The 22,657-nt window shown below is 42.9% G+C and carries 19 protein-coding genes; 5 read left to right on the forward strand and 14 right to left on the reverse strand.

All coding sequences use genetic code 11. The annotated features are described in order from the left end of the window. Positions 1 to 90: 90 nt before the first annotated feature. From D829_RS0108075 to pdxS, 4 genes are all read right to left on the reverse strand, one after another. Positions 91 to 1,227, reverse strand: coding sequence for a choline esterase (locus D829_RS0108075; RefSeq protein WP_017688363.1), 1,137 nt, complete (start codon positions 1,225 to 1,227; stop codon positions 91 to 93). Continuing rightward, on the reverse strand, positions 1,224 to 1,592 hold the full coding sequence (locus D829_RS0108080) for a TetR/AcrR family transcriptional regulator (RefSeq protein ID WP_241230739.1): 369 nt from the start codon (positions 1,590 to 1,592) through the stop codon (positions 1,224 to 1,226). Before D829_RS0108080 ends, D829_RS0108075 begins: the two co-directional genes overlap by 4 nt. A gap of 307 nt (positions 1,593 to 1,899) precedes the next feature. After that, positions 1,900 to 2,970 (reverse strand): ABC transporter substrate-binding protein, encoded by a 1,071-nt coding sequence (locus D829_RS0108085; protein WP_017688365.1) that lies wholly within the window; start codon positions 2,968 to 2,970, stop codon positions 1,900 to 1,902. A gap of 242 nt (positions 2,971 to 3,212) precedes the next feature. Continuing rightward, entirely contained in the window at positions 3,213 to 4,097 is an 885-nt protein-coding gene (pdxS, locus tag D829_RS0108090; protein ID WP_206537060.1) for a pyridoxal 5'-phosphate synthase lyase subunit PdxS, read from the reverse strand. A gap of 147 nt (positions 4,098 to 4,244) precedes the next feature. Here pdxS and D829_RS0108095 point away from each other — a divergent pair, with 147 nt between their 5' ends. From D829_RS0108095 to D829_RS0108105, 3 genes are all read left to right on the forward strand, one after another. Next, positions 4,245 to 5,735, forward strand: coding sequence for a PLP-dependent aminotransferase family protein (locus tag D829_RS0108095; RefSeq protein ID WP_017688367.1), 1,491 nt, complete (start codon positions 4,245 to 4,247; stop codon positions 5,733 to 5,735). A gap of 59 nt (positions 5,736 to 5,794) precedes the next feature. Then, positions 5,795 to 7,816, forward strand: a complete 2,022-nt coding sequence (locus D829_RS0108100; RefSeq protein WP_017688368.1) for an ATP-dependent DNA helicase — start codon at positions 5,795 to 5,797, stop codon at positions 7,814 to 7,816. Between the two features lie 151 nt (positions 7,817 to 7,967). Then, positions 7,968 to 8,495, forward strand: coding sequence for a DinB family protein (locus D829_RS0108105; RefSeq protein WP_017688369.1), 528 nt, complete (start codon positions 7,968 to 7,970; stop codon positions 8,493 to 8,495). A gap of 102 nt (positions 8,496 to 8,597) precedes the next feature. Here the strand turns inward: D829_RS0108105 and D829_RS30685 are convergent, their stop codons facing one another. From D829_RS30685 to D829_RS0108125, 4 genes are all read right to left on the reverse strand, one after another. Continuing rightward, complete coding sequence (locus D829_RS30685) at positions 8,598 to 10,313, reverse strand: discoidin domain-containing protein (protein WP_017688370.1); 1,716 nt, start codon at positions 10,311 to 10,313, stop codon at positions 8,598 to 8,600. Between the two features lie 71 nt (positions 10,314 to 10,384). Further along, a complete protein-coding gene (locus D829_RS0108115; RefSeq protein ID WP_017688371.1) occupies positions 10,385 to 12,070 on the reverse strand; it encodes a hypothetical protein in 1,686 nt (561 codons plus the stop codon). Positions 12,071 to 12,322: 252 nt separating this feature from the next. Next, positions 12,323 to 13,192, reverse strand: a complete 870-nt coding sequence (locus D829_RS0108120; protein WP_017688372.1) for a carbohydrate ABC transporter permease — start codon at positions 13,190 to 13,192, stop codon at positions 12,323 to 12,325. An 18-nt stretch (positions 13,193 to 13,210) separates the two neighbouring features. Further along, entirely contained in the window at positions 13,211 to 14,095 is an 885-nt protein-coding gene (locus D829_RS0108125; RefSeq protein WP_026081071.1) for an ABC transporter permease subunit, read from the reverse strand. A gap of 316 nt (positions 14,096 to 14,411) precedes the next feature. Here D829_RS0108125 and D829_RS0108130 point away from each other — a divergent pair, with 316 nt between their 5' ends. Both D829_RS0108130 and D829_RS0108135 read left to right on the forward strand, forming a co-directional pair. Continuing rightward, the gene (locus tag D829_RS0108130) at positions 14,412 to 16,121 is read left to right on the forward strand and encodes a histidine kinase (protein WP_017688374.1); all 1,710 of its coding nucleotides are present in this window, start codon (positions 14,412 to 14,414) and stop codon (positions 16,119 to 16,121) included. Then, the gene (locus D829_RS0108135; RefSeq protein WP_017688375.1) at positions 16,121 to 17,473 is read left to right on the forward strand and encodes a response regulator; all 1,353 of its coding nucleotides are present in this window, start codon (positions 16,121 to 16,123) and stop codon (positions 17,471 to 17,473) included. The genes D829_RS0108130 and D829_RS0108135 overlap by 1 nt, the downstream gene beginning before the upstream one ends. 104 nt (positions 17,474 to 17,577) lie before the next feature. Here D829_RS0108135 and D829_RS0108140 read toward each other — a convergent pair whose 3' ends face one another. The 6 genes from D829_RS0108140 to D829_RS0108165 all read right to left on the reverse strand — a co-directional run bounded on the left by D829_RS0108140 (position 17,578) and on the right by D829_RS0108165 (position 22,550). Beyond that, positions 17,578 to 18,024: a GNAT family N-acetyltransferase gene (locus D829_RS0108140; RefSeq protein ID WP_017688376.1), complete on the reverse strand. Its 447-nt coding sequence runs from the start codon at positions 18,022 to 18,024 to the stop codon at positions 17,578 to 17,580. A gap of 189 nt (positions 18,025 to 18,213) precedes the next feature. Next, on the reverse strand, positions 18,214 to 19,068 hold the full coding sequence (locus tag D829_RS0108145; RefSeq protein WP_017688377.1) for an AraC family transcriptional regulator: 855 nt from the start codon (positions 19,066 to 19,068) through the stop codon (positions 18,214 to 18,216). 106 nt (positions 19,069 to 19,174) lie between these two features. Then, entirely contained in the window at positions 19,175 to 20,299 is a 1,125-nt protein-coding gene (gene dnaN, locus D829_RS0108150) for a DNA polymerase III subunit beta (protein ID WP_017688378.1), read from the reverse strand. A 26-nt stretch (positions 20,300 to 20,325) separates the two neighbouring features. After that, positions 20,326 to 20,601 carry a ribbon-helix-helix protein, CopG family gene (locus tag D829_RS34245; protein ID WP_017688379.1) on the reverse strand — a complete coding sequence of 92 codons (276 nt, stop codon included), beginning with the start codon at positions 20,599 to 20,601 and terminating at the stop codon, positions 20,326 to 20,328. Positions 20,602 to 20,751: 150 nt separating this feature from the next. Beyond that, positions 20,752 to 21,285, reverse strand: a complete 534-nt coding sequence (gene ssuE / locus D829_RS0108160; RefSeq protein ID WP_017688380.1) for an NADPH-dependent FMN reductase — start codon at positions 21,283 to 21,285, stop codon at positions 20,752 to 20,754. Continuing rightward, positions 21,282 to 22,550, reverse strand: a complete 1,269-nt coding sequence (locus D829_RS0108165; protein WP_017688381.1) for an acyl-CoA dehydrogenase family protein — start codon at positions 22,548 to 22,550, stop codon at positions 21,282 to 21,284. Before D829_RS0108165 ends, ssuE begins: the two co-directional genes overlap by 4 nt. Positions 22,551 to 22,657 lie beyond the last annotated feature (107 nt).

A 22,657-nucleotide genomic window follows, 5' to 3' on the forward strand; every position in this document is an offset into this window, starting at 1 on the left:
AGAGCCGATAACCGCGTAATAGGGGTTATCGGCTCTGCGTCTGTACGGCTAGCTCTTCGACATACATTAATTAGCAAACTCTCGGTTATGTCACTTGTTGCTGGTCTTCCTGATCAATTCCACACCATCGTATGCCAGACTTTCCACACTTGCTGCCTTCTGCAGTATGTAATGATCAAAAAAGTTCTTCGCATAGTCTGTAACAATATTTCGCATCTCCATAGCATCTCGTTCCCCTCTGAGTTCCTCATTAACACTGGTAAACACGATGTCACAGTAATCCAAATGTGCAACACGATCAACTGAGAAATAATAGGTTTCCATGCTATTGTTAGCGCCAATAATCGCATTCATATTATAGTTAGGTTGACAAAACTGGAGCAAGAAAGGTTTCTTAAGATCGCTGTCAAGAAGTCCAAACGCACCGCTATCCAAACCAATCCCGCAGGCGAACCGGTCATCATCCCGGCAAACCATCGCCGTGGTAGGCCCTCCATAGGAATGTCCGACTATACCCATGCCGATGTCAAGCAACAATCTGCCCTTAAAGATGGAATTCAGCTCTCCAGAGTCCAGTTTGTAAAGATAATCGGCTACATACCTTACATCTTCTGCCTGTGATTCACTATACTCTGTTATCTTGGAAAGTATCGGCAGTGCAAGCACGTTACGGCACATCTCAATGGCAGTTTCATCGTCAGGCCGCATCTCCATCTTACCAGCCAACGCCAGCATCTGCGGATCTTCACCAAAGGCTGTAATGACATCCGAAAAGTCCTTTGATACATTAAACAGGCGCCCATCTTTACGTTTATACATCGTGCTATTCTGATGGCCGATGCTTACCACAACATACCCCATGCTTGCCAAGTCTGTACAGAGCACTGTACCCCATTCTGGAGAACCTCCCCCGCCGCAAACATAGAATAACACTGGATAGCGCTTTTCCTTCCCGGAAAGAGCAAGGTCGTCGTAACACTGGGTCTTGATATCTATAGAGAAAACATCCTTCAACGCGGTGACAAGTGGCTGCTCATTAAACATCTCGTAGACTTCAGGAAACATGTACGTTGATGTAGTCTTACCTTCGCTACTGTCAGACGGATAGTACACAAAAGCGGTCAGTTCTCTTTTGGAGTAATCTGATGCCGTGTACTCCAAATCCATCTGGGTTCGACCGACAGTATAGCCGCCAATTGGTTCTGGAAATGCAGTATAGGTTTTCATTTTCTTTCCCCCTTGAGATCGCTAACCATTTCAGAATATTTATGATCTTCAAGCAGCCCATGGCCCATAAATTCAGCAAAGTACTTGCTGATCTTATGTTGCAGCTTAGAGTCCTTAATATCGAATTCCCTAAAAAACAAGATTAAATTAAGCTGCATTGACTCAAACATAAAAGAAATCAGGTCGTCGTCAACATCCGGTCGGAGATATCCATCAACCCTCATTCGACGTAAAATGTCCTTGATCATGGGGAATGACTCGCCCTTTAACACATTCACATATACTTTCAGCAAAATGTCCTCAGGAATATATGAAAATGTTTTAGTGAGTTTAATTTCCAACTCATTCAGTGGCTCGGTCACCATGCCATTAACGTTACCAAATAAGCCAGTAAGGAAATAGCTGTAAAGGGAATCTTCATTACTGTTACTAAAATATACAGCTCTTTTCTGGGTCACATTACGTATTAAGTGACAATAAAGGTCATCTTTGTCTTCAAAATACCGATAATACATTCACAAGTCAAGTCGTATTAAAATAGAGTGTTCACTCCATTCTCGCTATCATTCAGGCTGACCGGGAACAGCTTTAGACAGGAATTTGGTCCCTGATAACAAAAAAAGCCGCTAAATAGCGACTTTTAATGGTACTATGTTTTTGTTCTTGGCTTCATTACAACCCGAGATCATCAGCGAGTCCTTCAACACCTGTGAAGATGGAATCCCCGTAACCCCAGAAGTTGTTGAAATCAATAATGTAGATTTTCTTGTTTTTAACTGCGTTAATGTTTTGCACCTGCTTGTTGGCAAGCAGCTTTTTAATCGTTTCTTCTGGATCAATACCACCTGCATATCTCGAAATAATCATGGCATCCGGATTAATCTCGATTAGCTTCTCCAGACTGAGTGTGCCGGTTTCATTAATCAGCATATTATGCATATTGATTAATGACATTGCACTTTCAATAAACGTATCACCATTTCCGTTGTAAATGCCAATGGTTCCATCACCATTATCTGAAAAAGATGCATAGTTGATCGTTTCAGCGCTAGCTCGGGCCGACAAGGCATTCTCGCGTGCTTTAAGTGTCTCAATATATGCCGCTGCATTTGCTTGTACGTTGAATATCTCACCTAATTCAGTAATGTCCTGATACAGACTATCTAACGATGCATCAGGAACACTGGTGCTTTGTACGTACGTTTTAATCCCCATATCATTCAAGCTGCTTACTGTACCAACACCCCAGTCCGCATCCTCAAACAATCCACCACGCCCTACAACCAGGTCAGGCGTAGCCCCTATTGTCACTTCCTTACCTACATAGCCTTCAGCAAGCACAGGAATTTGTTTGAACTTGTCAGCAATATCTTCAGGTACACTACCAAACAACGCAGCTACACCTACAAGCTTGTCTGTCAAACCAAGACGAATCATCAGCTCGGCTGCACCTTGGGTATTGGCAACTACTCGTTCAGGTGCCTTATCGAAGGTTTGTTCTTTAGCCACCCATGTTCCATTTTCAGTCGTATAGTTAGAAACGGTTAATGGATACGTTGTTTGAGCAGCACCTGAAGCTTCTGCATCCGATTTCTTCTCATCTGTTGCAACATTTTTCGCTGCTTGCTGCGAGTTATTGTTTGCCTGATCGCTACCATCATTACTATTGGAGCAGGCTGCAAGTACAACAACAAGTGCAGCAATAAAACAAAATAACATTCCTTTTTTAAAGCGTGTAGACATTTAATTCTCTCCCTTTTGAATCCTTAATTTTCTATTTATGCATTATGTAAAATAGTTATTGTCAGTATACAGCAAATGTCGAATCTCGTAAATGATAATTATAATCATTCTCAATTGATGAAAAAAGGACATTCTCCTCTCCGTTTTTTTCTTTTGCTTTCGTCAACAATAACAAAAAAGCCGATCCAATTTATGATCGGCTTTGCTTGACACTATTCATACTCCAGTTGTTCTATCTGCTCTTACCAACCACGGTTGGACATGCGCTCTTCTGGAGCCAATTTAGAAATTTCGATCCCTTTCATAGGGGCGCCCAAGTTTTTGGATACTTCGGCAATCAGTTTGTAATCCGTGTAATGTGTTGTAGCTTCAACGATTGCACGAGCGAATTTCTCAGGGCTATCGGATTTGAAAATACCTGATCCTACAAACACACCATCTGCTCCCAGGTGCATCATTAGTGCTGCGTCTGCCGGAGTAGCTACACCGCCTGCTGCAAAGTTAACGACAGGAAGTTTACCATTTTCATGAACTTCGCGCAGTAACTCATAAGCTACACCCAAATTTTTGGCTTCAGCGTACAGCTCATCCTTTGACATGTTTTGCACTTTGCGGAGCTGGCTGTTAATTAGACGCATATGACGAACTGCCTCAACAATGTTGCCCGTTCCAGGCTCACCTTTTGTACGAATCATCGATGCACCCTCACCAATACGGCGAAGAGCTTCTCCCAAATCTTTGGCTCCACATACAAATGGTACAGTAAACTCATGTTTATCGATATGGAACATTTCGTCTGCAGGCGTAAGAACTTCACTTTCATCGAGATAGTCCACACCTAGGGATTCAAGCACTTTGGCTTCTATGTAATGACCGATACGTGCTTTAGCCATAACTGGGATAGATACAACCTTCATAACCTCTTCAACGATGGTTGGATCTGCCATACGAGCTACACCGCCAGCTGCGCGAATATCGGAAGGTACCCGTTCAAGAGCCATAACAGCTGTTGCCCCTGCCGCCTCAGCAATTTTAGCTTGCTCTGCATTCATAACGTCCATGATGACGCCACCTTTTTGCATCTCAGCCATTCCTCTTTTTACACGATCTGTACCTGTTTGCATGATTGTAGTCCTCCTAAGTAACTTTTGGGTGGTTTTCAATAAAGGCATCGCTCTAATCTATGATTTAGTATAGAATGAGAATGGTCATATAAAAAGATCCAATATTTTTGGTTTTTAATGTACCACTTCAATGATAACTCTGGAGGTCCTATGCAATTTCATGTAGCTTACAGTTCATATTTGAACCGAAAATATACGAAGATGAAGGCTCTCTATCATGCCATTCGTGATGCAATTCATGAAGGTAATCTTATACATGGCGAGAAGTTACCCTCTACTCGAGAGTTAGCCGCAACGTATCACATTTCCAGAGGAACCGTGAATCAGGTCTATGATACGTTGACTGCTCAAGGTTACATTCATTCAGAGCATGGAAGAGGAACCTTTGTTGCATATCAGTTGGACTTAAGCAATGATGCGTCCACCGAGAAAGCTTGTACGCATCACTTATCCGCCTGGGGAAATCGTATTCAGCAGTTTGAACAGCAGTCGATTCAAAGAAATACACCAGCCAATGCTCATACACTTGATTCCAGAATGAATAGCGACGAAGTGATCGACTTTAGCAAATATCAACCTGACTTCTCCAAGTTTCCTTACGATGAATGGAATAATCGATTGTATGCAGAGATAAGGCATCGTGAGCATCACCTGAAAACAACCTCTGCCATGGTTAGTTCAACCGGGGATCCAAAATTGAGAGAAGCCATTGCTGCCTATCTTCGGAGGATGCGGGGCATCCAAGTCGATCCGGATCATATTGCAGTAACTGCAGGCTCCATGCAAGCTATAGCCCTACTCACTCAATTACTTGCAGATCCTGGGGATTATGTCGTGACAGAAAGTCCTTGTTATGTCGGGATTTCTAAAGCCATATTGGCTGCGGGTGCTAAGTTAATTGAAGCCAATCTCGATGGTCAGGGCGTTGTGCCCCAAGACTGGGAAGCACGTATGTTGTTTGTCACGCCGTCACGACAATTTCCTACTGGTGAAATGCTCAGTCTGGAACGCAGACAAACCTTGCTGGACTGGGCACAGCGAAATGATGCCATGATTGTTGAGGATGATTATGATAGTGAATTCCGATATCGTGGAATGCATGTTGAACCCCTGAAAACACTTGATAAAGCAGGACGTGTAATCTACCTGGGTAGCTTTACCAAAACCTTGCCTTTAGAAGTACGACTTGGTTATGTGGTTCTTCCCCCTACCTTGGCTGACACCTTTAGAAAGGCACAGGCATTATACGAGCCAAGACCCGTCAACCTGATCGAACAACGGGCATTAGCTGCATTCATGACAAGCGGTCAATATGAGCGTCATCTGCGCAGAATGAATCGATTATACAGTCGGAAATTCCATCTGTTACTCAAACTTTTGAACAAGCAACTCTCTACATGGTTTGATTGGGTGGAGAATGAAGCGGGTCTCCACGTGTTTGGCTGGTGGCGAGGTAATGTGTCCACCTATGAGGCCTTTCGGGAATCAGCTAGGTCACAAGGTGTGGTATACTCAGAAGTCAGCAGTTCAACGGCTGTTGGTATGAAGTATGGTATCTATTTATCTTTTGCACATTTGTCAGATGAACAATTACAGGAAGGCGTATCCAGATTAAAAAATGCCGTTACAACTGCATTGTGAGGTAAATCGTCTCCAAAGTGAGTACAAGAAGATCATCATTCGGAAGAGGGGCGATCGTTATGAATTGGTTAAATGAACTTTATACAATAAAAAAGCAGGAACCGGACAAGGAAATCGAACGTTCTTTGGTTAACGCCATCTTCCGAATATATGACCGGTTCCCCCGAATTGGCCTTAGAGAGCGGATCGGACAGCAAGAAATGTCTCTCGATATCGCCGATGCTTATATCCATGGGCATAATGCCATGATTGAAGCTGGTGTCGGAATCGGTAAGTCTTTTGCGTACCTGATCCCAAGTCTACTCACGAATCAAATGTCTCAGAAACCAGTCATTATAGCTACATCCTCCATTCAGCTCTCGGAACAGATACATAAAGATTTAAGGATTATTGGTAGTCGATTGGGATTCTCAACGGTTCGGTCCGTCGTGGGAAAAGGCATGGGTCAGTATGCCTGCCGAAGTAGAGCAGCGGAGTGGATCAATCTTGATGATGCAAACTCCTCCGTGTCTACCCTTGCGCAGCGCATATTAGATTATGAAATCGATGAACGAGCCGATATTAAAGCTGGGGTTAGTGATGCTGAATGGTCCCACGTTTCCGTGAATGATTGCAAATTTGAACGTTGTCATCATAAAACTGCATGTTTGTTTTACGACATGAGAGCGAAATTAAATGCAAAAGCTCACGAGATTGATTTTATTATCGTGAACCAGGACTTGCTCATACGAGATTTGATGAAGAAAAAAGAAGGAACCAAGAGCATCATCTCGGAACAGCCTGCTCTGATCGTCATTGATGAAGCGCATAATCTAGAAACAAAAGTTCGGGATGCCAGAACACTCGAGTTCACATATCGGGGAATTTGCCGCATTCTGGATACCACGGTGCAGCTTCTAACTAAGCAGTCCGGGGATAAAAGTCTCTTCTCACAATCCAAGTTCATCAAAAACTGCGCTGAGCGCATCTTCAAACAGGCAAACGCGGATTTGCTCCACCATGCCAAGCAGGATAACGACCGAATCAAAGTGTCGGAAATCAAAGGAATACCGTTAAACCAAATCTTAAACGATTTAAAAGATCTCAGTCTGCGACTTTCCATTTTGACCTCACGCCACGAGCGGGAGATCGATGACGCTTTTGAAGCCATCAACGGGCTTATTACCCTCATTCGTGTCTTATCTGAAATTGAGGACAACTATCTTTTATGGGCAAGCAGTCCCCTTAGAGTAACCACAATCAGCATCTGTCCCAAAGATATAAGCCAATTTCTGAAATACGCTTTATTTAATGGCAAGGTACCTGTAATCCAAACATCAGCAACGCTGTGCCAAGGCGGGGATACGCTGGAGGAACAATATTCTTATATGACGCACTCTCTTGGATATAAGGGAGATTTCCTAGAGCGCCAACCCTCCCCTTTTGACTACACCAACCATGCCATGATGTATATTTCGAACAAAGTTCCCTATTACCACCACGATCAACGCGAAAACTATCTTGAAGCAGCGTACAACGAAGTGGTTCAACTCTGTAATCTAACTCAAGGGAGAACAATCGTCCTTTATTCAGCTAAAGAGGACATGAGGTACATTCACAAAAAGTTGATCTCAAGGGCTAATGAATACACATGGGCAGTCCATGTTCAAAAAGAAGGATCTTCCCAGGACAGTGTCATCGCCGAATTCAGGAAAAGCAAAGGTGTACTGCTGGGTACTGGTGTATTCTGGGAAGGTGTGAATATCGAGGGGTCTGACCTGTCACAGGTCATTATTTTCCGTCTGCCCTTCCCTGTTCCTTCAGATCCTGTTTATGAATATAAGGCATCTGTAACAGAGAATCCGTTCATGGAGGTGTTTGTACCGGACATGCTTCTTCGATTACGGCAAGGAACTGGACGCTTGATCCGTAGTGAAACGGACCTTGGTATACTCAGCATACTTGACTCCCGTCTCAGCGCACCGGCTAAAAAGAGTTACCGGGAACAGGTGCTGGACACGTTACCGTTCAAAAAAGTGACGGAGGATTTTGCGGTTTTGGAGAAGTTTGTGCAAAATAAAGGGATAGGACGTACGGATTAGAAGTGGTACACCCAAACGCTATAAACTGTTCAAATCAAATCACATGAAGAAGCCCTTCCACACATCAAGCGGAAGGGCCAATTTTAATGCTGGAAGCAAGATATATGCTACAATATATTCCAGAGTTATGAATTCCAAAGGAGGCATTACCATGGTTGAAAGACCAACTACAGATGAGTATGCAGCTTTTTATGAAGGCTATATCCGGCTTGTTCCTGAAGGTAACATCATCGAACGCTTAGAGCTGCAAGCCAACATCGTACAAAATTTTCTTTCTTCATTGACAGAGGAGCAAGCAAATTATCGTTACGCCACAGGCAAATGGAGCGTGAAGGAGGTCATCGGACACCTTTTGGATAACGAACGAATCATGAGCAGCCGATTGCTTCGCATCGCCAGAGGTGACCAAGTGAATCATCCCGGCTACGATCAGGACGTGCTTATGCAGACCCACCCTTTCAATGCATATACCCTGGTCGATTTGAGCGAAGAATATGCCGTCACACGCCGGTCAACCATTCTTATGCTCCGTCGCCTCACCCCAGAAGCATGGCTCTGTAAAGGGATCGTCAGTGATAATCCTGCTTCAGCTCGATCAATCGCCGTTATTATGGTTGGACATGAGCTCCACCATTTATCAGTACTTCGCGATCGCTATTCGCTGGATGTGAAATTATAAAATTCATTCAAAAAGACTTTGAACCTTCATTCTCTGTAGGGTCAAAGTCTTTTCTCATTAACCGCTTATCTCACTTCTATTATTCTCATATTGCAAATTTCGTTAATTTGTGTCAGATCCAAATACCTTCACTTCCCAAAGTCTTGGCGTGTACCAATTGTTGGGGTTGTTATGAAGTGCCGCATTTTGCATATTAATTCGTACATACCTGGCAGCAGTGCTCGGTAGAGTATCTGAGGTGAAGCCGTAAGATGTATTATTGGTTCGATCCAATGCCACGGTCCAGTTTACATTATCTGTGCTGGTCTCAATTTTATATTTGTAAAATCCTTCGGAGCCCTTTTGCATCCACCAGGAGATTTGCACATTATTCAATTGTTGAACGGAGCCTAGATCTACCTTCCACCAATGTGGCCAGGAGCTGCCTGTACCTACCCATTCGGTTTGATAGTTACCATCATTAGCATAACTTGCCGGGTTTGTTCCGGTAGCTGTTTGCGCTGTTGCAGGTTTACCTTGTGACAGCAGTTTTCCATTTTGAATGGGAACAACGACATCGTCGCTTGAGTTATACAGGACTTGATCAAAATAATCATAAAATGCGTAACCATCGGAGAACCAAACGGGAAGCAGTCGTTCCTCCGTTGTTCCATTTTGCGTACCTGCCCAGCCGAACATCCAGCGATACGCAACCATAACCACGTTGTTACCCGTATCTGGCTTCACCCGCATGACGGAACCCGACTGCGCCGAGAAGGTTGACGTGTTGCCAATTGTCCGTAATTCAGACCAATCTCCGTCTATGCTCGTTGCTGATGAATACAGGGGGATACTCGGATACCAACCTGCCGCTTGGGAAGAGAACAAATAATAAATGTCATCTTTTTTGATCATTTTGGGCAGTTCCCTGTGTTGATTTTGGTAAATAACTGAAACTTGATGATCCACATCCAGCCAATCGGAGGTCAACTTATACAGAATAGTGTCCGAATTATTATTGGCCGTAGAGATCAGATACGCCGAATCATCATCATCTTTGAAAATAGAGATATCCCGGGATTGGTTCCCTTCCGGTCGAAAGCTTTTGTGAAATGTAAAGTCTTCTCCAGGCGTAGCCGAAGCCACCGATACTCTGGCAAGTGTGTAGTCTGTACTGTTTTCATAGTGAGCCCAAAAAACAAATTTGTTCGTGGGTGCATGGTATAGGATATTAATCCCCTCAAACTTAGAATTCGCCAGATCGGGATGATCCGTGTAGGAAAGGACCACTTTGTCGTTACCATACGTGATGTCATCCGTTGACGTCTGTTGAATCATTTCTCCAAAACCACCTGATGACTTTTGCACGAAATTGAATCTGTAGTAGGTGTCTCCAACTTTAAGTTCATTCGGGAGCATGAGCGTAGATTGCGTTGTGTTATCAAAAGTTGTGAGGTTTTCTGGAAGGCTGTAAGGGGTATATTCTGGTGAGACAGCTGAGGTAATTAAGGAAGTTCCGGCATATGCCTTCACTTGGTATTTGTACGTGCTACCTATGTTGAGTTCATAATCATCCGTCGTTGTACCGGTTAGGGTCTGTAATAACGTATAAGGCGCATTGTTCTCGGATCTGTACAACTCGTATGCAGTCGCTCCCTGGACAGGTGACCAATGGATTTTGGCATTGGATACTTCGGATTCATTCTTCAGCACAAACAGTGTTGCAGCGACCTTGGTCTCTTCACCAGCAGCGTGAACGGTTTGAGCTGAGGACGTTAAATGAAGGGTTAACAACATCAATGCAATGACAATAACAATCCACGATTTACCTTTGATCATGTCTCATCATCTCCTTTTTTAGAAGACCAACCTTCCTGTTGTCGGAAGGCTGATCCAGGTGAAACTTGACTTTATTTCAAATTCATTAGTGTCATTACATCCGTCTCGCTGGCTTGGTTGTACCATTCGTTAACTTCTTGGATTACGGTGTCTCCGCCTTTTTCATGCCACTGTTTCACAAAGGTATCAAATGCTTCAAGCGGCTCATTGCCATATATGATTTTGGTGAACGTCTCTTGTTCCATGGTGGTCAACTGTTCCCACACATTTTGCATCGTTGGCGTTGGTGGACCGTTAAACTCATTTGGCAGTAAAACATCTCTGTTTTCATACGAAATCCGATATCCGTCCTGCGTCGTTTGATCCTTCGAGGCGCTTTGAATGAGGACACCCGTGTCGGCTTTAACTCCATTCGCCAGATCGTAGTACGATTGGCCGGGACCATCAACACTCGGTGTATTTTTGGTAAATGCCATTTTCCCAACGCCTTGCACAGCCTCTAATGGCGTATTAAATTTCGTTGGATCGAAAGTGACTTCGTCATTGACGATATCGTAATCGTATCTCTGAGCATAGCCGTATTTGAAATCCCCCGTGCTGAACGCCGCATCGTACATTTTATCGTAGTACAGGAAGAAGGCTTCCATGTTCTGAAAGTCCTTGTTAAACATGAACACGCCATCGTTCAACTGTGCGGACTGATAGGTCTTATCACCGTTCACACCTTGAATGGTCGGATAAGCACTAATTTTTGCACCCTCTACATTTTTCTCCACGTCCTTCACACTGTCATACAGCCAAGGACGACCAATGATGATCCCTGCTTTCCCCTCCGTAAAATCGGACAGTGCATCCCATGCACCTTGGGTGGCCAATTCTTTGTTCAAGTACCCTTTGGCATACCAATCGCGTAACTTGGCAAGTGCCTCTTTGTTGCCATCAGCCACAGATCCATAGGTGAGTTTGCCGTTGTCGTTATGCCATTGCCTTGGAAGATGTTTACCCGTGTATGCGCTGAATATCATGACCGGATCGCTGACCCAGCCCGTGTTGTAGGAATCTTTACCCGAAAAAGTAAAGCCGTATGTGTCTTTCTTGCCGTTCCCATCCGGGTCCTCATTGGTGAACGCCGCGATGACTTGCTCAAACTCATCAATCGTTGTTGGCGCTTCCAAATTCAATCTGTCCAACCAGTCCTGGCGGATCAACATGACTTCGCCTTCCGTCAGATTCGGCGCAATCGCCATCCCGTAGACCTTACCCTCCCTAACCACTGGATTGAACGTCGTCGGGTATTGTTTGTAAATTTCTTTTATTCGATCAGGCATATAGGTTGAGATGTCTTCTGTAATCTCCTTGACTTGCCCCGACTCGATCAGATCATTGACCAGCATGGTATCATAGACGGGCAGAACGTCTGGCAGCTTCTCGGAACCCGTCAGTGCCAGCCGCAGCTTGGTATTATATTGTGAAGCATCACCTCCCAGCAGGGTGGTTTGGATTTTGATACCCAGGTTTTGTTCGCCCCAGCGGGTCAACACATTGTCATTCAACGTCTCACCGTTGATGTACTTTCCAGCATTTTCATCCTGTTGTTTGGCGATGGTGATCGTAAACGGCGGATCATATTTTCCGTCCTTAAGCACCGATGCCGGTGCGGTCTCGGAAGCACTCTCCCCTTTGCTACAGCCAGCCACAAGAATAGCCGACAGCATAACCATACTTACCATTTTCCATAAATCGGTTCTTTTCTTCATGGAAACATGCCCCCTTCACTCAAGCTCAATTTGTTTTCTATATAAGTTCAACTAATTGAATATTTACACTGGCACTCCGATGACAGAACAACCTTCCGATCGCTGTTATCCCCAGAATTTTTTGATTCACTTTTACAAAGGTGAAATTCTGGTGATAAAGGCGAACGCTCCGCTTCTTCAGGTTATTTCTGTCCTCTCCGTGATTGTGTAAATTTCAGTTGATTATAGTAATCCAATTTTTCGTCATCCTAACTATTCTTTGACAGCTCCTAGTACAATCCCCTTTACGAAATATCGTTGTAAAAAAGGATAGACCAAAATGATCGGTAGCGTGCTGACAAAAATTTGAGCTGCCTTGATGCTCTGTTCAGACATGGCTGCCACCTCAGACTGGCTCATCGCCATATTCTGCATGTTGCTCTGTACGACAACGGTCTGGAGGAACGAAGCCAGTGGATACTTACTTGCATCGGACATGTACAAAATCCCGTCAAACCAGGAGTTCCAGTGCCCCACCATAATGAACAAGGATACGGTCGCTATGCCAGGCAGAGATAATGGTAAATATATTTTGCTGAGAATTACGAAAAAGGACGCTCCGTCAATGAAAGCTGCTTCTTCCAGGGCTTTTGGAATCGTTTTGAAAAAATTGACGAGAAGAATCAAATTATAAGCACCAAAAGCGCCCGGTAACACAAGTGCCCAAATCGTGTCTTTTAAACCAAGAGCTGTGATCAATATGTAAGAAGGTATCAATCCCCCCGAGAAGAGCATGGTAAAGATAAAAAACCACATGAGCACGTTGCGTCCCCTGAATTCTTTGGACAGGGCATATCCTGCACAGGTAAGGATAAACATGCTGATGGTTGTACCCAATACAGTTCGAGTGATGGATGTTAACATGGCACCGTTGAAATTAGAATTGTTGAATGTTTTTACATAGGCGTCCACGTTGAACCCCACCGGCCAAAATGAAACCATATTACCACTAATGGCCGCTTTGCTGCTGAGCGATTGTGCCAACAGATGAAGCAGTGGAAGAAAACACGCCAGACCCGCCAGTATCATGAACGCGTAATTAAAATAGGAGAATACTCTATAGCCTGTCGTTTTATGGTACATGATCCCTCTCCCTCCTTGTTAGAATATTTTGTAATTGGCGTATTTATAGGCTAGCCTGTAAGAGACAACAATCAAGATCAAGCTAATCCCCGATTTGAACAGTCCTACAGCGGTCCCGAAGCCGTATTGCCCGTTTAACAAGGATGAACGGTAAACATAGGTGTCAATGATATCTCCCGTACTGTAGACAAGCGGATTGTACAGATTGAAAACTTGATCAAAGCCCGCATCCAGAATATTGCCCAGACTCAGCGTAGAAATGACGATAATCATGGGCAACATGCTAGGCAAGGTAACGTATCGAATTTGCTGCCGGCGTGTGGCGCCATCGATCTCGGCCGCTTCGTAATAAGATGGATTAATCCCTGCAATGGTCGCTAAGTAGACAATCATGCCGAAGCCAAAGCTCTTCCACACATCGCTGATCACAACCGTGAATCGAAACAGATCAGGATCACCCAAGAAGTAAATGGGATCGTTCCCGAAAATCTGGGTCAAGATGTGATTGATTCCTCCGTCTAATCCGAGAATGTCAATCATCAACCCTGCCACAGTAACCCAGGACAAGAAATGTGGCAGATACACCAGTGTCTGTACACTTTTCTTAATGCCCATATTTCGGATCTCACTCAGCAGAATAGCCATGACGATCGGAACGATAATACCTACGATAATTTTAGAAACGGCGATAATTAACGTATTAACTATCGCTTGTGTTGCTTCTTTGTACTGGAAAATTCGTTCGAAATTATCTAACCCGATCCACCGTGAACCTGTGATGCCCAGCCATGGTTTGTAGTCCTGAAATGCCATAAGCAAACCTACCATCGGGCCATAAGAAAAGATGCAGACAAACACAAAAGCGGGAATACACAGTACGTACAAAGGCCAGCTTTTCTTGATTTCCTTTTTGAATGAAGTCCGCTGGGAAAGCTTTGTTTTTGTTTTTTTTACGGATCTGGCGGGCACAATCTCGTTAATGTTGCATACCTCCTCTATGATGGCTTTTCGAAAGCGATCCTTGAAGATAAGCTTAACAAAAGCGCTTGCACTCCAAAATGCCAAAATTTCAAGATCATCACCCCACCCTGAAGTACTTTAAAATCGCTTTCATTTATCGCTGTTGCTGCCCTTCCGCTTTTCGAAGGTTTGGCTTATATTAAAGTTAATCCGATCTGGAGTTTAACTTCTACGTTTAGCGATGTGAAAGGAAACACATATGATTAGAAAAATGTATATGAAGCGATTCATCTATTTCTTTGTTTTTTTTCTGCTGCTGACGTTAAGTTTGTTTTTCGTGATGAACCGATTGAGCTCCAAGACACTTGAAGAAAATCTGATTGGCGCTTCCAAAAACCAGCTTGATTATGTGAAAGGCATTCTGGACGGGATTATATACGAGGCTAACATGTACGGAGTTCAATATGCAGCTGACAGTGATGTCCGATTTTATCAGAGGCATGTTATTGAGCTGAGCAATTACGATTCCCAAATGAAGAAAAACGATATCGTTGATCGCTTGCGGCAAACGCTCCTCTCCAGTCGATCGATTGAATCGATCGGCATTTACTGGAAGTCTGAAGAAACGTTTCTGTCCACCAACAGTACGCCGGAGGCGAGACTTCCGTTCAAGGATGTTCAGCAACGGGGATGGCAAATTGTCGGCAATAGCTTGTATTATTTTGCCCTCTACCCTTACATCCAAAAATCCGGACAAAATGAACCGACTCAGTACGTCGTTGGTGTAAAGCTGAATACCGATTATTTGAAAAATCTGCTGAAAAAGGCTGTGAACAACGACAGCTCAAACGCTTTTTTTTGGTTTAATTCCCATCAGTTATGGAGTGAGAAAGAAGTTGACAACGATCTATTGAAAGCGGTTACTGATATGCTTTCTCCACAGCCGGAGATCACTTTGAAATATGATTATCACACCAAGTCGGACGATTACTATGTTCTTTCCCGATATATTGAATCAATCGACGCCTACCTGATTACATATACACAGACGAATGATTTTCTGCAACCGATTGACCGCAACCGTAAAGTTTTTTTTGCCAGCATTTTAGCCGTTTTCACGCTTGGTCTGGTTGTGATCTTTACGTTTTACCGGAACTATTACCGTAATATTCGTTTGTTGGAGCGGAAGTTTTCACAGGTCGAACAAGGTAATCACAATACACGTATTACCGAAAATACGGGCAAAGAGTTTTACAGCCTGTTCAGAAGTTTTAATCATATGGTTACCGAGATCCAGGATCTGTTCGTATCCTTGAAGACTGAAACGGAACTAAGACGAAGTGCCGAACTTCAACAACTCCAAGCTCAGATCAATCCTCATTTTTTGTACAACAGTTTATTTTTCATCATGTCGGTGGCACAGTTTTCACCTGATTCTGTCATGCGCATGAGCAAGCATCTGGCTGAATATTATCGTTATTTAACCAAATTAGACCGGCATGAAGTCACGCTAGAAAGCGAGCTCCAGTTTGCGGATCATTTCCTGATTATTATGGCCCTCAGCAAAAAAATGGAGTACAGCATTGATCTGCCGCCAGAACTGGCCTCCCTTCCCCTGATGCCGCTGATCATCCAGCCAGTGGTCGAAAATGCGATTCAACATGGAATTGAAGGACAACAAGGTGCCCATCGGGTGACGATCGATGTCAAACAGACAGAGACTGCGATAACGATCAAGGTCTCTGATGACGGTAAACGTCTTTCGCTGGATGATATCCGTAGCCTGGAGGCTCGGCTTGAGAGTGATACCCCGCCTGAAGGAATTAAAGGCGTAGGGCTCTGGAATGTAAATCGACGTCTGAAAAATACGTACGGCGAACGTAGCGGGTTACATTTTACTACTAATGATTGGGGCGGCTTGTCCGTCCTGCTGCTCATCAGTATTCCCGAGGTGAAAGGAGATAACTAATGCGATTATTAATTGTGGATGACGGACATTATGTCGTTGAGTATATGAAGCACTTACTTGATTGGAGCACCTTTGGCATTGATCAGATCGAGACGATGACCAATTCGATTGAAGCCCGAGAGATGTTGACTCAAAACCACATCGATATTCTGATCACTGATATACGAATGCCCGAGGTTTCAGGAATCGATCTGCTTCAACATATCCACCAACATAACTTGCCAACCAAAGTGATCATCCTTTCCGGCTACTCCGAGTTCGAATACGCGCAACAAGGAATCCGTTTAGGTGCGCTCGACTATCTGCTCAAGCCTGTCGATAAAGATGATGTGGAGAAAGCCATGTCCAAAGCCATCAACAATATTACAAACACACGGCCCGCTCAATCTGTTGCATGGGAGAACTTCGATGGATTGGGGTATCTGCTTTCACTGCTTGGTCACAATGAGACATTAAGGAAGGAATATGATGCGTATACTGAATTTTTATTAGGGCGTCGTCGTATGTGCTGCTTCAAACTGGACGGTTTTACACAGGAACATGAGGATGTTATAAAACATGCTGTCGGAGATAAATTGGATCGGCTCGTGTGGAATGCGGGAACGGGACTGTTCGGTCTGGTTCCGGAAGAAGCTGCTGGGGACCTGACTATCAAACTGGAGCAATCGGTCGTGTCTCCTCCCTTTTCATTGACTGATCGAAACGTGACCCGGCAGATGTTCTACAGCTTCTTTCTTAATGAGGACGTACACTTAGAAGACTTCAATGGCATATTCAACCATTCTCCGTCATGCGGTGATTGGGAGTCGGCGGGAAATATCATTAAAAAATATGATCAAATCCATCTCCAAAAGCAAAAAATGATCTTTCTCATGGAGACCATTTTATATGTATATCTGACGGATAAGGATCGCGATCCCTCTGAAACCGTGGAGTGGATATTCAACCAGTTACGGTATCCTGATGAACTATCCTCAACTCTCATGGATCGGGTCAATCGAATCAGAAACAACAAACAGATGTCGATCCAAACCATCGTTGACAAAGTACAAACGTATATCGAAGACCATCTGTCACATGGCCTTAGCCTGGATGAACTGGGGAAAGTTGCACATCTCCATCCCGTCTACTTTTCCAAACTGTTTAAACAGGAGACGGGCGAAAATGTGTCAAACTACATTTCCAGGAAAAGGTTGGAGAAGGCTTCTCAATTGCTTCAAGATTCGGAACTCCGTGTAGCCGATATAGCGCAGATGGTTGGTTACCGAAAAAATCAATATTTTATCCAGTTGTTCAAAGTCGAATACGGAGTTACGCCCTACCAGTACCGGAGAAATATAATCCATCAATGACTTCGGTTGTATATGTTACATATATGATATGTCCAATGCAGTACCGAAAAAGCCCAACTTCCAATCTTCAGTTTAAAGAGTGGAAGTTGGGCTTTTTAGTGCAATTAATGGGTTAGGTCGATCATCTTATCAAAGCAATATGAATCTCTGTCATAGCCGTTATGCTCATAAAAAGTATGGGCGTCGGTTCGCTTCATTCCGCTACATAAAATAATACTTGATATTCCCCGTTCTTTAGCATAATTTTCAGTCTGTCTTAGTAGTTTTGTACCTATCCCTCTATGTTGCAGATCCCTTTTAACAGCAAGAGCTTGAATATGTAGATAACCAATTGGAACTCCTACGGATAATGCCTGTACAATAGTTACAAAACCGACCACATCATTTTCTATCAATGCGACAAATGTTTTGTAATTCCCGGCCTTATTCATCTCTTCCATAGTCACTCGAAAGTTTACATCATTAACATTACGAATTTCAAGTACATTATTCCATAAAGAAACAACTTCAGCATAATCATCTGATATAATTTCTCGAATTTTAATATCCACACTAAACAACCTCCTCAAGATAAAATAATCGAACAATATCCCCTATCCCTCTATTTGTGTTAAGGTTCTCCGCGCTATTTGCAACGGCAAGTTATAGGGCCATCCTTTGTGGGGATGACCCTGTATTATAATCTAAATTTTTTCAGTTGTCTTCTTCGTTAACGCCTGCATTTCGCTCATATAAAAGCGTTATTTTTTCTTCACGGGTATCCAGATTTCTCCTGAAACATTCCCATGCCGTGCCATTCCATAATACATTTCGAAAGTAGGGCCCTCAACCTGTTCGTATTCAGATGTCGGAAACCACTCGGAATAGATTCGTTCCCATAGTTTTTGCATATCACACTGCGGCTCCGGGAAGACCGCCCACGTTAATGTTGGGACAGCAAGTTTTGTGAATCTCTCCGGAATCTCAAGCCCTTTAGGTACATGATAACAGACCATGTATTTGAAAGATTCTTTAGTGTGATCGTAAAGGGCGGCGTGTAACATGGTGTCACCAAAACGTCCCAGTAAGTCGTTCATCATATCAACGCTGCCATCATCATCACATTTTATACGGAATAGAGGAACTTCAGAGAACGCTGTTTTCTGGTCTGCATTTATAATTCCATATACTCCAAACATCTCAAAAGAATCTCTTTGCTCAATACGGTAATTCATTTCGACATCCCCTTTTATTGAAATATGAAAGGACATTCGAGGATAGGCTTTTAGAGAAACGCCTGTATCGCGTGCAGATGTAGGCATAATGCCATGAAGATTTTTAAAGGCCCGTGCAAACGCCTCCGGCGAATCATATCCATATTTCATAGCTACATCAATAACCTTTGAATCTGTTGTCTGCAGTTCGAATGCCGCCAATGTCAACCGTCGACGTCGAATGTACTCCGATAACGTTACGCCAGTAATAAATGGAAACATCCTTTGAAAATGATAGGTAGAGCAACAGGCTCTCTGTGCTATTTCATCATATGAAATAGTGTCCGCTAGATTTGTTTCGATATATTCCATGGCACTATTCATCCTGACCAACCAATCCATCGTATTCCCTCCCTTCAAGGTAACTTTATGGGAAATAAATAATGAATACCTTGCAATTTCTGCACGAAAAAGTCAGTAAAAAACTTGCTCTTATGGATGATACGGTTCACCGGGTCATCACTGGAGTAATCAAAAACAGAGTAGACATGAGCGAATCATCTGGAAGTACAACGATGGGACTCGTTTTTCCTGCATATCTTAATCGGATACTCTCGCAATCTATGTTACGAAGTATATCGATAAAAAACTTTCCATTTAGTGATATCACGAATTCTTTCCCACACTTCTCTAATAATGGAATTTCATTCTGAATATCTCCAACATCGGCTGTTTTGGACAACAGTTTTAATGTGTCTGCATTAGCTACTAGTCTAATCACTTGTGCACTAGCCATTACAGTCACACATTCAACTGCTCTCAACAAACATGCTGTATCAACTGTGATTTCACACATATAAGATTGAGGGATTACATTCTTTATGGATGGAAACGTTCCTTCAATAAGAGCAGACTCCACTTTCAGTCCAGTTGTCATGAATTTAACTCGATTATTACTCACTTCAATTTCAGTCGTGTCATCTGCTTTGTTTAACATTTTCGATAATTCATAGAGATTCTTCGCTGGAATAATAGCGTTCAAACTGTTGTGGGTAGCATCTTCTAAATGCAAAGCACGGTATGCAAGCCGCACTCCGTCTGTAGCAATTAGGTTTAGACAATCATTACGGCATTCCAAGGAAACTCCTGTTAATATGGGGCTGGTCTCGGACGTTGATGCTACGAGCGCTAGCTGTTTAATAGTCGAACGAAGTAAGGCAGTATTCATGCGTAGTTTAGTAGAAGGGAATGCCTCTCCATCATCAAAGGAAGGGAATTCTGTAGGGTCCATTCCGCATAAACGTAATTGAGAATGACCTGATACAATCGAAAGAATCATTGACTCTTTAATCTCAAGTATAAGCTGGTCATCATTAAATTTACGAATAATATCGTGAAAATAACGCGATGGTATAACGATAGCCCCTGTTCTATGTACAGTCACAGAAACACCATCTTGAGCAATCAAAGACTGTATCGTCATACTTGTATTACTTGCCCTAAAAGTAACGCCATCTGCATTTGCTTGAATATGTATTCCTTGAAGAATAGGTATTGAACTGTTTGCTGCTACTGCCTTTATCACATATTGTATGGCATCCATAAGAGAATCTTTTGTTATCTCTACCAGCAAAGACCTCACCTACCTCAAATAAAAAATTATTTTGAATAGAAGGACTCAATCATGTTACGTATAACCTCCGAACGAGAAAGTTTATGCTCTGTGCAATGGTTTTCGATTTTTCCCCACATGTCCTCTGTTAGAGTTAAAGATATTTTTTTGGTCACACCTATACTCTTTCTCCCGGAACCTTCTCGCAGACCTCCTCTCGAAAAGACAAAACCTAACTGACCTTCTTTATTAGAGACACCAACTTTAATGTTATTGTTGTTCAATATAATAACGCTCCTATATTTTGATTTAGGTAACCTCATTCAAAAGGATCTCTTCTCATCTTATCATAGCTCAGTATAGATTTACAATATTTTCAAATCGATCACTGAAGAGCAACTCATCAAATGCAAAAAAGCCCGGTTGATGATCCGGGCCAAAAACAATTACATATAGACGATTTCCCTAAAAAGTCAATACGATATTAAATCAGAAGTGGACGTATCAATGCGCTGTAAAACCTCTTCAGACATGTGAAAATGAATGTTTTGTTCGTGATCTTCCGCACGTTCAATCTGGTTGTCGACTGCAAATACATTCTCCGCAAAACATTTACATCCCATAGATGCTAATAATGGCTTTAGCGCATAATCGATAGATAGTAAGTTGGAGATCGTTCCCCCTACAAAATAGGCAGCTACAATTTTATCTTTAAAACCTTTTTGTGGCAACAAATCCAAATAAGCCTTGAGCACTCCTGTATAAGTTGTTTTGTAAACCGGGCTTGCAATAATAATGCCTGCGGCTTCTTCTACTTTGGCATTGGCGCTTTGAATCGGCTTGCTATTAAAGTTGGCGTGCATTAAGTCCTCAGGGGGCAATGAGTATACTTCAATCATGGACACCTCACAACCGCTCTGCTCCAACGTTTCCTTCGCATAGTTTACAACGCCGTTTACACGAGACTTCTCATTTGGACTACCCGAAATGATGGTTATTTTTTTCATAGCTTAAGCTCACTCAACTCGTTAGTTTTAAAAAAAGCTGCTGCACTTAATGTCATAACATGTTGTGGAGGTAATCCCATCAGAACCCTTCCATACAATTCCAGGCCCGTAGATGCTGTAGTAAGAGCATGATTTGCCCCGCCTCGAATATCCCGGAATATTTGAGACAAGCGATTGGAGTCTGCAATGACGCCCCCTCCGCTCTCTGCCATTAACATATCAACGGCTTCCCAGCAAAGCATGGATGCATAAGTGATGTCTGTTTGAATTTGTGCAAATTCCTTCAGCGTGAATCGTTCTCCATTTTGAACGTGATGCTCTAAATGATCTATAGCACGGCTAATATGAAGATGAGCGGATTCCACTTTCATCGCTGCAAGCCCCACTTTGTACTGAATATGTCCAACTTCAGCTTGCGAAGTGTGAGTGGTCATTGTAATCCCTTTATTGGGTGCCTTTTCTGCAAAATATTCAATGGCCCCTCTGGCAAGTCCAAGGACTGCACTTATTCCAGTCGTTATCGCAGTTGTAACCTGAGTATAAGGTTTATATCGGTCTATTCCTTCTAATTCTGCTGGCAAGGTACTCACATGACTCAAGTCCTGTGTTATAACATACTTTTCTGGAATAAATACATTTTTGATTTCCAGACTATTACTTGCTGAGCCTTTTAAACTCATCGTATACCAATCGTCTACAATTGTAACTTCATGCATTGGAACGACAGCCAGCATCATGCCTGTACTTTTGCTTTGCTGCATAGACTTGACGTCTAATAAATTGATAAATGCATGCGTTGCATGTTTAGAACCCGAACCGAAACCCCAAAAGCCTTCCTCTACCAGATATCCTCCTTCTACTTTTTTTACGACAGCCTTCCTGGCAGCCAGAACAGAGCAAAAACGGATTTCCTCTTCCTGGCTAAAGATAGAATCCAGGGTTTCGCCAGGCAAAGATAATGATACATTATAGTTGTTCCCGTTGATGATTTGAACTACCCATCCGACCGAACCATTTCCTTTTGCCACTTCAGAAATGATTTCGACCATTGCACGGATACTGACTTCGTAACCACCGTACTTTTTAAGTGTACCAAGCTTGAATAAGCCAGCATCGGATACTTTTTGGATAACCTCGTCCGGGATATGTCTTTCTTCATCAATTTGTGGCGCAAACTTTTGCAGATAGGGAACTAAATTCGTAGCATGTTCAAGCAGTTGAAGTTCGGTTGTTGTGAGTTGATGTTTTGCACTCAGATTTACCATATAAGTTCCTCTTTTCTACACATGTATATTAAATATCACTGTGTATAATATATATTATGGTGTAGAATAAGCTTCATCAACCGATAAAAACATGAATGTGTCGAAAA

This window comes from Paenibacillus sp. PAMC 26794 (assembly GCF_000316035.1).
Taxonomy (GTDB): domain Bacteria; phylum Bacillota; class Bacilli; order Paenibacillales; family Paenibacillaceae; genus Paenibacillus.

Bases quoted from the DNA above. Each gene is read 5' to 3' on its own strand.
- D829_RS0108075 (WP_017688363.1), bottom strand. From the start codon at position 1,227: ATGAAAACCTATACTGCATTTCCAGAACCAATTGGCGGCTATACTGTC.
- D829_RS0108085 (WP_017688365.1), bottom strand. From the start codon at position 2,970: ATGTCTACACGCTTTAAAAAAGGAATGTTATTTTGTTTTATTGCTGCA.
- D829_RS0108135 (WP_017688375.1), top strand. From the start codon at position 16,121: ATGCGATTATTAATTGTGGATGACGGACATTATGTCGTTGAGTATATG.
- D829_RS30685 (WP_017688370.1), bottom strand. From the start codon at position 10,313: ATGATCAAAGGTAAATCGTGGATTGTTATTGTCATTGCATTGATGTTG.
- D829_RS0108165 (WP_017688381.1), bottom strand. From the start codon at position 22,550: ATGGTAAATCTGAGTGCAAAACATCAACTCACAACAACCGAACTTCAA.
- ssuE (WP_017688380.1), bottom strand. From the start codon at position 21,285: ATGAAAAAAATAACCATCATTTCGGGTAGTCCAAATGAGAAGTCTCGT.
- D829_RS0108095 (WP_017688367.1), top strand. From the start codon at position 4,245: ATGCAATTTCATGTAGCTTACAGTTCATATTTGAACCGAAAATATACG.
- D829_RS34245 (WP_017688379.1), bottom strand. From the start codon at position 20,601: ATGAGGTTACCTAAATCAAAATATAGGAGCGTTATTATATTGAACAAC.
- D829_RS0108130 (WP_017688374.1), top strand. From the start codon at position 14,412: ATGATTAGAAAAATGTATATGAAGCGATTCATCTATTTCTTTGTTTTT.
- D829_RS0108100 (WP_017688368.1), top strand. From the start codon at position 5,795: ATGAATTGGTTAAATGAACTTTATACAATAAAAAAGCAGGAACCGGAC.
- D829_RS0108080 (WP_241230739.1), bottom strand. From the start codon at position 1,592: ATGGTGACCGAGCCACTGAATGAGTTGGAAATTAAACTCACTAAAACA.
- D829_RS0108145 (WP_017688377.1), bottom strand. From the start codon at position 19,068: ATGGATTGGTTGGTCAGGATGAATAGTGCCATGGAATATATCGAAACA.
- D829_RS0108120 (WP_017688372.1), bottom strand. From the start codon at position 13,192: ATGTACCATAAAACGACAGGCTATAGAGTATTCTCCTATTTTAATTAC.
- D829_RS0108115 (WP_017688371.1), bottom strand. From the start codon at position 12,070: ATGAAGAAAAGAACCGATTTATGGAAAATGGTAAGTATGGTTATGCTG.
- D829_RS0108105 (WP_017688369.1), top strand. From the start codon at position 7,968: ATGGTTGAAAGACCAACTACAGATGAGTATGCAGCTTTTTATGAAGGC.